Raw genomic sequence first — 10,781 nt, 5'->3', positions numbered from 1 at the left:
TATCCAGTGTTGAGGGGATTATTTCTCTTTGGATAGCCGGCGGAGCTCAAGAAGAGCCTGAAGAAATTACGCAAATGATCCTAACTACCTACAATTATGATTATTGGAAATCATAACCAGCACTCCACTTTTATAGATAAGAACTCAAAAAGGCGCAGATTCATCTGTGCCTTTTCTTAAAACATTTCTGGTGAGCAAATAGCTTTTTGGTGATGCCCACTTAGCTAAAGGCAACAAAATCCTGTCTATTTCACCATGTCTGGATCGTAATCATAAAATCCTGTATCAAGGAAACGATTCTTCGGATGCAATTTGTGAAGTAGCTCATCTAGCAAGAAAGCTTGGTCATGGCTAAATTCACCTTTTTCAATCAGATCTCTTGCCTGAACAAAGAGCTTAGCAATCTCAACAAAATTCTGACCAGGAGTATAGAGACCTTCCAATTTCCAATGAGTAAATCCATGGTCAACCAATTCTGTCAACTTGGTCATCAAGTCCAAGTCATTATTGGCGAAAATGTGAGTCCCATGCTTGTCCTCAAAGATTGAATAATGGCTCTGAGGATCGCTCGGTTCCGCAAGAAATAGATCTCTCTCTCTTGATTTCGCATCATCGATGTGTGTAAAGTTATAATAATTTTGCAAAAGCGGACGTTTAGAGTGGTGGATAACGCTCGCACCATAAACTAGGACTTCTGCTGGTATTTCAAGAATTTCCGGCATTTTAAAGAGTTCTGCCGATGGAATTTCCCGCGCCAAAACAGCTTCCGACACCCCAGCATTCTTGCCCCAAAAATTAATCTGACGGCTGCTAGTAACCATGGTTGAAGCATCATAAATCGTTTTTAACTTATAACCATCCCGCTGCAAGACGTAGAATACACCTGCATCCCCAACGGTGATATAGTCCACTTCAATCTCCTGAAGAAAATCCAAATAAGGCTTGATCTGGTCCATCATGTCCTGATGCATCAAAGCGTTGACGGCAACGGTCATTTCTTTTCCTGCCTGATGAACTATTTGTGAGATACGATTTAATTCGTCATAAGTGAAGTTATGTGGTAAACGAAGACCGTAGTTTTCCTCACCGACATAAATACGATCTACTCCTGCTTCCAATAAGGCTTGAACTTGTTCTATACTTTCAGCTGTTGCTGTAATAATTATTTTTTTCATATCATTATTATACCAAAAAATTAGGAATTATGATTTCTTAATTCGATTTTATTCGTTTTGTAACTATCTTGTAATATATCTAATCATAGAAACATGATAGAATGATAAGGTACTACTAGGAGAGAGACAATGGCTGTAAGAGATTTTAAACAGTTTGAATCAGCGCCCCTGCATGATTCGACAGAACAAACTAAGGAAATATCCTATCAAGAATACCTGCCCCAAGCAGAATCAGCATCACAATTACGTGAGCTATTTTTCTTTATAAATATCGCTTTATTCTGTATTTTGACAGTCTTTTTTAGCTTTATTTTTTTGTCTGCAAAAATGAGCACTTTTCTATCTTTCTCACTTGCTATTGTCCTAAGTCTTATGATTATTCAAGGATATCGCACTGTTCGAAGAAAGAGACATTAATTATCTACGAATTAAATCAAACGAGATCGAAAGATCTCGTTTTTCTTTTCTTTACCAAGCGTAATTTGGTTCCTGACAAGCACACATAGCTGCCAACAATTCTTCTGGAGTTAGCTTTTTCAGCCCTCCATAGACTGGATCCTGAACGGTGTAAGACGGATCAATGTAATAAACTGCAAGGACATTACTGCCGTCTGCTGATAATTCATAGCCCGTCCCCACAACATTGTGTTCACCCTTGTGGCCTGGGTAGATGGAGGCATTATCAATCGTATAGTAGAGCGGATAGCCATCATCAATATTCTTGCGCAGCCGCTCCTTAAAAAGACGCATATCTTCAGAATTTGGGGCACTACTAGTCACTGTAGCAAGATGATAGCCCGCTTGGCCTGCCGGCACTTCCGCATAACCAAATAAATATTGATTTAAGACACGGATTGCATTGACATTATGGGTGCCAAAGTTCTCATCAGTGCCCATCGCTCGTGCTAATTCTTCCTGACTAGCCTGAACACCCCTGTAAGCTAGAATCATACTGACAGAGGTCGGCGCGCAAGTATTCCAAGCTCGCTGGATCTGCATGGGAACTTCCAGGCGCTTTCTGATTGGAGAAGGCGCTTCTTTGCTAGAAGGGGGTGTCTCCTCCTCTCTGACCTTTTCACAGGTCTGACTAGAGCTTTCCGACTCCGCAGAAGTCGAACTCTGACTAGGGCTGGATTGATTAGCACTAGATTGACTACTGCTAGCTGTTTTCGAGCGGGCTTGACTCGTGCTCGAAGCCTTAGAAGAAGAGTCAGAGCTTCCAGACTGAGTGGACTCTGAAGCTTTCTGTCGAGAACAAGCCAGTAAGCAGCAGCCTAAACCAAGCAAGGCAAGTACTTTTAGATTTTTCATAACAACACCCCCTTTTATTTATATGATAACGCTTTCTAGGCCGAAAATCAAGTTGGCCAAGGAGAAACTAAATATTAGTAATTTTTGCTTCCTATACCACTACAGCAAAGCTCCAATTCGAACAAAAAATGAGGCTTGGACTCTTTTGTCCCAGCCTCATCTTGTATATCTAGTTTGAATTTACTTATCTTCTAAATCAATGATAATTTCTTCTGAAGGGGCTTTTTCTCCTTCTTCCACCACGATATCAGAAATTTCTTCTTCAAGAATTTCCTCTTCTTTTTCAAACTTTTCTTTGATTTCTTGGAATTTGTCCTGTGAATAGTCTACTACTGACTTGGTCGTATCCTTCACAGACTCCAATACTGTTTCTGCTGTAATTTCGCCATTTTCAACCTTTTCCTTGGTTTGGTTGATGGCCTTAACAGCCTGATCTGAAAAGTCCTTTACTGATTGAACAACTGCTTCGTGAGTCTTGTCTGGATCTTCACGATAGTCGACGACAAAGTCTTGAACTTTTTCAGTGATTTCTTTACCTTTTTTGCTAGTGAGAAAGTACGCCGCAGCTGCACCAGACACAGCACCTAATAAAAGTGATGAAATTTTTCCCATAGTAAACCTACTTTCTTATTTTTTGAATAATTTTGTAAACAAACGAAGGGCCGTTAGACCTGCTGTTGTTTTGGCTGTCGTGCTTCCTGCTGCGACTGCTTTTTTTCCTAAAACACGCGCCTGATCGTTTAAATCAGAGACTGATTCGGATAGGTCTGCCACCGCATTGAAAAGCGGATCAATCGTTGCTACTTTGTGGTTGATATCATCTGTCAACACATTGACTTTGGCAATCAAATCATTGGTTTGATGCAGGGTGACATTGACATCAGAAGTCAACACTTTGATCGTATTTTCTGTCTCATCCAGCATTTTTGCAGCCTTATCACCGAGAGTTTTGACGGTGAGGGTCATGTAGATTAGAAAGACAATCAAAGCGACAGCAACTAAAGTATAAGCAATTTCAAGCATAATATTCTCCTCTCATTCTTGATAATAGGGGGCTTGTTTTTTTCTTTGGTAAATCATAATGCCGATGCCGAGTAAAATCAGTGCTGCAGACAGCCACTGAGATACACGCACACCCAAGAACATGAGACTGTCAGTCCGCATCCCCTCGATAATCATCCGGCCAAAGCCGTACCAAATCAGGTAAAAGGCTGCCAATTCTCCCTGACGGAAGAATTTAGACCGGCGTCGTAAGATTAGCAATAGGGCAAAGCCAAGTAAATTCCAAAGGGATTCGTATAAGAAGGTTGGCTGGCGATAAGCACCATCTATGTACATATTGTTGCGGATGAAGGACGGCAGATAATTAAGATTTTTGACCACCGCTCCATAGGCTTCTTGGTTAAAGAAATTGCCCCAACGGCCAATGCTCTGAGCAATCAAGACGCTAGGTGCTGCAATATCCAAGAAATCAACAGGATTGATTAGCCTTCTTTGTGAAAAGAAATAGAGGACAAGGGCACCAGTGATCAAACCGCCGTAAATGGCTAAACCACCATTCCAAATCTGAAAAATCTCAATCAGAGAATGCTTGCCATAATAAGACCATTCAAAAATCACATAGTAGAGCCGCGCTCCAAGGATGGCTAAGGGAAAGGCAATCAGAATGAAATCAAGAATATCATCTGGAATCATCTTTTTGCGTGGCGCTTCCTTCATAGCCAAGTAGACGGCTAAAATCAAGCCAGTGACAATGCAAATCGCATACCAACGAATACTAAAGGGACCGACTGAAAAAGCTACTGGATCAAGCATCTTTCACCTCATTCTGGCTAATCAGATTAGTCAGTCGTTCTTCAAAAATCTTGGTGGCATCAAAGCCCATTTCCTTAGCCCGATAGTTCATAGCTGCGGCCTCAATCACTACAGAGATATTGCGTCCTGTCTTAACTGGGATGCGAATCCGAGGAATTCTGACGCCAGAAACTTCCAGTTCTTCTGCATTATTGCCCAGACGGTCAAAGGTCTTATTGGTATCATAATTTTCCAGATAGACAGCAATCTGTACCTGTGAAGAATCCTTGACCGCACTAGCTCCATAAAGGCTCATCACGTCGATAATGCCGACACCGCGAATTTCCAAGAGATGGCGAAGAATCTCAGCAGGCTCTCCCCAAAGGGTCATTTCATCCTTGGCAAAGATATCAACCCGGTCATCCGCCACTAAACGATGGCCACGCTTGACTAACTCAAGACCAGTTTCACTTTTACCGATACCACTGTCTCCTTGAATCAGCACTCCCATTCCGTAGATGTCCATCAATACGCCATGGACACTGGTTCTGACCGCCAAGCGTGAGTCAAGGAAACTAGAAATTTCTCCTGATAGACGGCTGGTTGATGTGCGGCTGGTGAGAATCGCGATTTGCTTTTCTTCAGCTGCTCGCCGCATTTCTTCAGGAATCTCCAAATTGCGCGCCACAATGACAACTGGCGTTTCTGGCTGAAACATTTTCAGAAGGACTTGATGACGATTGTGGGATGTCATCTTCATCAGATAAGACCACTCCTTCATCCCAATCAGCTGAATCCGTTCTGGCGTGTAGTAGTCAAAATAGCCGGTCATTTCAAGACCTGGCCGCGAAATATCCGATGTCGAAATCTCCTTTTCTAAGAGGTCATCACTGCCGTAAACTATACGTAAACGGACTTTTTCAATCAAATCTTTGACCTTTACAGACATTCCCTGCTCCCTTCAAATTTATCTTCCTCTATTATAGCAAATTTTTACCCTAAAAGAGTTTTTAAGATTGGAAATTAAGCAGGATTTTTCCCTAAATGCTTGTAAAAATATCTGCCAGCCAGCAAAAAGGCCAGTCACAACAACTAGCCAATCCATCTTTGGAGAATTTTTTTCTGATTTTGAAAGCAAGGATGGCTCTCGATAAAGGCTGGAATTTCTCTTAGAGGCAGCCAGACATGAGCATCAGTTTCGCCTGCCTGATAGCGAACTTGGCTCTTGTCTCCAGACACCACCGCTTCATAGAAATCAAAGTGGCACTGGTCTTCGACAGAGCACACCTGCTCCAATAGTCTGATACTGTCGGGAACCAGACCTGTTTCTTCTTCTAGTTCCCGGAGGGCGGCTGTCTGACTATCCTCTCCTGCCAGCACACTACCTCCCGCTCCAAACTCATAGTAGCCAGGATAGAGGCTTTTATGAGCTGATCGTCGCATACAGAGAAAATCACCATCCTCGTGGCGAACCAAGACATTGACACAGAGATGAAACTGCCCTTCAGGAACCTTTTCTCCTCGAACTAGGAGATGTGGGAGCTGATTTCGATTCAAGTCATAGGCATTCCAAACTTCTGTCATATTTCCTCCTTGGATAAGTCATTCATCTTTCGGCAATAGCTTCCATATTCAGTCAGCTACGCTTCCCTAGATTCTCGCGTTTTTCAATTCCTTTATATTGGGATCGAACAAAAATTCGGGAACACTACCCGAATCTCTCTTTCATAATTACCAGAACCAGCCGTCATTGTCATTGATTGGCTCAGCATCTTTCATTTTACGAGGGCCTGTTCCATACATTTCCGCTTCCACATCTTCCTTGTAAGGCATCACGACAGCCAGCAAAATATAAATCAAAATGCCTAAGCCAAAATTGGAAACTGTAAAGATAATGAATAAAAAGCGTAACAAACCAAGATCAAAGTTGAATTTATCGGCCAGTCCCGATAAAACCCCTGAAATCACTCGGTTTCTTCTTAATTTATAAAATTTAGTTTTCATGGTGACGACCTCAACTCTCATTCTTTCCTTCATTTTATCATAGCGGGAGAACAAAAAAATCAGCCCCAAGGCTGATTCTACCTCTATCCGTTTTTCATTCGCTCAGCCTCTGTTAGGCTCCTCTTTTAGGAATGCCAGTTGTCCTCTACAGCGTCCGCAACGGTATTTTTGAAGATTGACCCTGCGTCTGCGACGGATAAGTGCTCCGCAACTCAGGCATTCATAGATGAGAAAGGCTTGCGAGTTAGACAATGAAGGAGCGTAGCGCAAGCCATCAACCTGCTTAAGCAATTCTTTAAAATCTCTATCTTTATGGCGATAACCTTTGCCCTGATAATAGAGATGATAGTGAGCTAACTCATGGCGGACAATCTTTCGAAAGGTCTCCAGATCAAAAGTTTCATAGATTTTTGGGTTAAAATCCAGATGGCCATCTTTAGGAAAGAAGCGTCCTCCTGTCGTACGGAGACGCTTGTTCCAATAAGCTTGATGGCGGAATTCCCAGCCAAAATCTTCCAGCGACACCTGCTTGACGTAGTTAGTTAGATTCATTTGGCGCTATCAGAGAGAGGTTGACCTTCTCCCGCTCCACATCCAGCTTATCTACCCAGACAGTGACCAGATCACCGACTGACAGGACTTGACTAGGGTGTTTAATGAAGTTTTTACTGATTTTAGAAATATGGATAAGGCCATCTTCGTGGATACCGATATCTACAAAGGCTCCGAAATCGACGACATTCCGGACGACCCCTTCCAGCTTTTGACCAATGCGCAGATCCTTAATATCCAAGACATCCTGCCGTAGCACTGGCGCGTCAAAGGAATCACGCAAATCCCGGCCAGGCTTGAGCAGATCCGCAATAATATCTTTGAGGGTTTCTTCTCCCAAGCCTAGCTCTGCAGCCAAACTAGCAACCTGAACAGCTTTTAATTTAGCTTGGGCTGCTTCATCCAAACTACTGATTTCCAGACGCTTAAAGAGCTCCTCCACCGCCTTATAAGACTCTGGGTGAACGCCAGTATTATCTAGCAAGTTATCACTCTCGGGAATACGCAGGAAGCCAGCTGCCTGTTCAAAGGCTTTTGCACCTAAACGTGGCACTTTCTTAATGGCCTCGCGAGACCGAATCAAGCCTTCCGTTTCCCGATACTTGACAATATTTTCTGAGATAGTTTTATTAAGGCCAGCTACGTGGGCCAGCAGGGCAGGACTGGCGGTGTTGATATTGACCCCGACTTGGTTAACCACGGTATCAACGACAAAGTCCAGGCTTTCAGACAGTTTTTTCTGGCTGACATCATGCTGGTACTGACCAACTCCGATGGACTTAGGATCGATCTTAACCAGCTCAGCTAAAGGATCCTGCAGACGGCGAGCAATAGAAATAGCTGAGCGCTTTTCAACCGTCAAATCTGGAAATTCATGACGAGCCAGTTCACTAGCAGAGTATACAGATGCTCCGCTTTCATTGACGATAACATAGCTGACATCTGGATGGGATTTCAAAACTTCAGCTACAAAGGCTTCGCTTTCTCGGCTGGCCGTTCCATTTCCAATGGCAATGATTTCCACGCCAAACTGCTCAATCAGCTCTGACAGTTCCTTCTTAGAAGCTTCAATCTGAACTGGCTTTGCTGGTGCTACTGGATAGATGACATGAGTCGTCAGCATCTTACCTGTGGCATCAACAACCGCCAGCTTGGCTCCTGTCCGAAAGGCTGGGTCAAAGCCCAGTACTACGCGACCTTTGAGAGGAGCAATCAGGAGGAGATTGCGGAGATTTTCTGAGAAGAGCTGAATCGCACCATCTTCGGCGGCCTCGGTCAGCTCGGTCCGAATACGGCGCTCCATAGCTGGAATGATTTTCTTTTTGACCGCTTGCTGGATAGCTTCACTAATATAGGCATTTTTCACCTTGAAGCGTACTTCAAAGAAGCGCAGGATTTTCTCAAGATTGTGCTCAAAACCAACCTTGAGAATACCTAGCTTCTCACCACGATTAAGAGCCAGAGTACGGTAGCCCTGCATGGTCGCTACTTTTTCAGAAAAATCATAATAAATCTGGAAGACCTGCTTTTCATCCAAGTCGCCGTCTTTGAGACTGGATACGATAGAAGAATTGGACTGCATTTCATGGTAGGTCCAAGCCCGCAGCTTAGTATCTTCAGAAATCGCCTCGGTCAGAATATCCACTGCTCCAGCAAGAGCAGCTTCTGCTGTTGGAAAGGCTTCACTAGTCAGTTTCTCAGCTTCTTCCTTCAGATTAGCCGCATCCTGTAAGATTAAGCGGGCCAAAGGAAAGAGACCTGCTTCACGCGCAATGGTAGCCTTGGTACGGCGCTTCTCCTTGTAGGGCAGATACAATTCTTCCACATCAGCCAGCTTTTCAGCAGCCTCAATCTCAGAGCGCAGCGCATCCGTAAGTTTGCCCTGCTCCTCAATCTTGGCTAAGACCGTCGATTTACGCTCTGCCAAGGCAGTCATGCTTTTATCTAGGTCAATGATTTCCTTAATTTCGACCTCATCTAGATTTCCTGTCATTTCCTTACGATAACGAGCAATAAAAGGAATGGTATTCCCTTCAGCGGTCAGATCTAGGACCTGTGATACTTGGCTTTCTTTAAGGCCCAATTTCTGAGCAATTTTTTCAATATTTAAATTTTCCATAACGCTTCTATTATATCATAATATCAAGCTGAAAAATCTATAAAGACTAGTTTAAACCATCTTTTTCTTTCTAGGATGAGTCCACTGTTTCTAATCAAACATGGCTGAAAATATCATTTTTTTTCGTTTGGTAGTATAATAGAATTATTATTTTAGAAATGAGGTGCCTTTATGGCTGTGAAATTTACCAAAACAGACGATTTAGACAAGATGTTCGAGGAGTTTGCCACTCTGCCCAAGCTTGAAAAAGTCGAATTTTCAGATGACAAAAAGAAAAAAGAAGCAGAAGAAAAGGCTAAAAAAGCATGAGCTTCTTTTCTAATCTTCCTTCCAGCGTCTTACAGGCTGGCGCTATCTTTCTCTCCATCATCATTGAGGCCCTGCCTTTTGTCTTGATTGGAAGTATCATTTCCGGCTTTATCGAGGTGTATGTCACGCCGGACAAGGTTTATCGTTTCCTGCCCAAGAACAAATGGGCTCGGATCTTCTTTGGAAGCTTGATCGGCGTCGTCTTTCCTTCCTGTGAGTGCGGAATCGTTCCCATTATAAATCGGTTTTTGGAAAAGAAAGTTCCCAGTTACACGGCTGTGCCTTTTCTGGTAACGGCTCCAGTCATCAACCCCATCGTGCTCTTTGCGACCTACTCTGCCTTTGGTAATTCCTTCCGAATGGCGCTGCTTCGTGCTTTAGGTTCTATGGTCGTGGCTATTCTTTTAGGGATTTTTCTGGGCTTCTTTGCAGACAGCAATATTCAAAAAGAAAATCGCAAAGCGGTTCATGAGCATGATTTTTCTCATCTCAGCAAAGGACAAAAGCTTTTTCAGGTCTTTGTGCAGGCCATTGACGAATTTTTCGATACCGGTCGCTATCTGGTCTTTGGCTGTCTCTTCGCCAGCATAGTACAAGTCTATGTCCCAACCAGAATCCTGACCTCTATCATCTCGACACCAGCTGTTGCCATTCTTCTCCTCATGCTGCTGTCCTTCCTGCTCTCACTTTGCAGCGAAGCTGATGCTTTCATCGGGAGCTCCTTGATTGCTAGTTTCGGCCTATCGCCAGTCTTAGCTTTCTTGGTCATTGGGCCTATGCTAGATGTCAAGAATCTGCTGATGATGAAAAACTACTTTAAGACACGCTTTATCTGGAAATTTATCAGTCTGGTTACTGTTGTCGTCTTTCTTTACTCTTGGCTTGTGGGGGTAGTGCTATGATTCGATTTCTAATCTTAGTTGGCTACTTTGAGATCACCATGTATCTGCAGCTGACGGGCAAGCTTAATCAATATATCAATCTCCACTATTCCTATCTGGCCTACTTGTCTATGATTCTATCTTTTATCTTGGCAGTTGTGCAGCTGATTATCTGGATGAAGAAGATGGAGGTCCACAGTCATTTAAGTACTCGCTGGGCCAAGTTAGGCAGCGTGCTGCTCCTTGTCATTCCGCTTTTTGTGGGAATTTTCTTTCCAACCGTAACCTTGGATTCGACAACAGTTTCGGCCAAAGGATTTCATTTCCCGCTGGCTGAGGGAACTTCAACTGCTATTCAACAGGACGAAGGCACTACCAGCCAATACCTGAAGCCGGATACCAGCACCTACTTCACAAAAGGTGCTTACGAAAAAGAAATGCGGGCAGCCGCTAAGAAATATGTCAAGCAAGATACCATTCAGGTCACAACCGAAAATTACATGGAGGTCATGGAGATCATCTATGACTATCCCGACGAGTTTGTGGGCAAGACGCTGGAGTTCACCGGCTTTGTCTACAACGACCCCAGCGACCAGAAGAGTCAATTTCTCTTTCGCTTCGGTATTATCCATTGTA

The 10,781-nt window shown here is 43.4% G+C and carries 14 protein-coding genes and 1 pseudogene; 5 read left to right on the top strand and 10 right to left on the bottom strand.

What is annotated here, in order from left to right:
• Positions 1 to 116 (top strand): annotated as a pseudogene (locus tag Q0191_RS06590) (TetR/AcrR family transcriptional regulator); the annotation flags it as partial.
• A gap of 129 nt (positions 117 to 245) precedes the next feature.
• Here the strand turns inward: Q0191_RS06590 and Q0191_RS06585 are convergent.
• Positions 246 to 1,175, bottom strand: coding sequence for a peptidase U32 family protein (locus Q0191_RS06585; RefSeq protein ID WP_297664937.1), 930 nt, complete (start codon positions 1,173 to 1,175; stop codon positions 246 to 248).
• Positions 1,176 to 1,304: 129 nt separating this feature from the next.
• Between Q0191_RS06585 and Q0191_RS06580 the strand changes: the two genes are divergently transcribed.
• Positions 1,305 to 1,592: a DUF3270 family protein gene (locus Q0191_RS06580; protein WP_061423195.1), complete on the top strand. Its 288-nt coding sequence runs from the start codon at positions 1,305 to 1,307 to the stop codon at positions 1,590 to 1,592.
• Between the two features lie 51 nt (positions 1,593 to 1,643).
• Here Q0191_RS06580 and Q0191_RS06575 read toward each other — a convergent pair whose 3' ends face one another.
• The 9 genes from Q0191_RS06575 to Q0191_RS06535 form a co-directional block, all read right to left on the bottom strand.
• Positions 1,644 to 2,486, bottom strand: a complete 843-nt coding sequence (locus tag Q0191_RS06575) for a C39 family peptidase (RefSeq protein ID WP_297664934.1) — start codon at positions 2,484 to 2,486, stop codon at positions 1,644 to 1,646.
• A 180-nt stretch (positions 2,487 to 2,666) separates the two neighbouring features.
• Positions 2,667 to 3,098 carry a YtxH domain-containing protein gene (locus Q0191_RS06570; RefSeq protein WP_005589465.1) on the bottom strand — a complete coding sequence of 144 codons (432 nt, stop codon included), beginning with the start codon at positions 3,096 to 3,098 and terminating at the stop codon, positions 2,667 to 2,669.
• Between the two features lie 15 nt (positions 3,099 to 3,113).
• Positions 3,114 to 3,509, bottom strand: coding sequence for a DUF948 domain-containing protein (locus tag Q0191_RS06565; protein ID WP_061910099.1), 396 nt, complete (start codon positions 3,507 to 3,509; stop codon positions 3,114 to 3,116).
• Between the two features lie 12 nt (positions 3,510 to 3,521).
• On the bottom strand, positions 3,522 to 4,301 hold the full coding sequence (gene lgt / locus Q0191_RS06560; RefSeq protein ID WP_148876053.1) for a prolipoprotein diacylglyceryl transferase: 780 nt from the start codon (positions 4,299 to 4,301) through the stop codon (positions 3,522 to 3,524).
• A complete protein-coding gene (gene hprK / locus Q0191_RS06555; RefSeq protein WP_015605214.1) occupies positions 4,294 to 5,229 on the bottom strand; it encodes an HPr(Ser) kinase/phosphatase in 936 nt (311 codons plus the stop codon). The genes lgt and hprK overlap by 8 nt, the downstream gene beginning before the upstream one ends.
• A 143-nt stretch (positions 5,230 to 5,372) precedes the next feature.
• The gene (locus Q0191_RS06550; protein WP_297664924.1) at positions 5,373 to 5,864 is read right to left on the bottom strand and encodes an NUDIX domain-containing protein; all 492 of its coding nucleotides are present in this window, start codon (positions 5,862 to 5,864) and stop codon (positions 5,373 to 5,375) included.
• 147 nt (positions 5,865 to 6,011) lie between these two features.
• On the bottom strand, positions 6,012 to 6,284 hold the full coding sequence (locus Q0191_RS06545; protein ID WP_037586216.1) for a PspC domain-containing protein: 273 nt from the start codon (positions 6,282 to 6,284) through the stop codon (positions 6,012 to 6,014).
• Positions 6,285 to 6,386: 102 nt separating this feature from the next.
• Entirely contained in the window at positions 6,387 to 6,836 is a 450-nt protein-coding gene (locus tag Q0191_RS06540; RefSeq protein WP_297664923.1) for a SprT family protein, read from the bottom strand.
• Complete coding sequence (locus Q0191_RS06535) at positions 6,823 to 8,955, bottom strand: Tex family protein (RefSeq protein WP_297664922.1); 2,133 nt, start codon at positions 8,953 to 8,955, stop codon at positions 6,823 to 6,825. The genes Q0191_RS06540 and Q0191_RS06535 overlap by 14 nt, the downstream gene beginning before the upstream one ends.
• Before the next feature lie 171 nt (positions 8,956 to 9,126).
• On the opposite strand from Q0191_RS06535, the gene Q0191_RS06530 reads away from it, so the two are divergent.
• The 3 genes from Q0191_RS06530 to Q0191_RS06520 form a co-directional block, all read left to right on the top strand.
• Positions 9,127 to 9,264 (top strand): SPJ_0845 family protein, encoded by a 138-nt coding sequence (locus tag Q0191_RS06530; protein WP_297664921.1) that lies wholly within the window; start codon positions 9,127 to 9,129, stop codon positions 9,262 to 9,264.
• Positions 9,261 to 10,166, top strand: a complete 906-nt coding sequence (locus Q0191_RS06525) for a permease (RefSeq protein ID WP_297664919.1) — start codon at positions 9,261 to 9,263, stop codon at positions 10,164 to 10,166. The genes Q0191_RS06530 and Q0191_RS06525 overlap by 4 nt, the downstream gene beginning before the upstream one ends.
• The coding region (locus Q0191_RS06520; protein WP_297664917.1) for a TIGR03943 family putative permease subunit at positions 10,163 to 10,781 on the top strand (619 nt) is incomplete at its 3' end. The genes Q0191_RS06525 and Q0191_RS06520, both read left to right, overlap by 4 nt.

Source organism: uncultured Streptococcus sp., from assembly GCF_938036805.1.
Classification (GTDB): Bacteria; Bacillota; Bacilli; order Lactobacillales; family Streptococcaceae; genus Streptococcus.
Note: the sequence above shows the minus strand (reverse complement) of the source record. Positions and strands in the feature narration are given on the sequence as shown.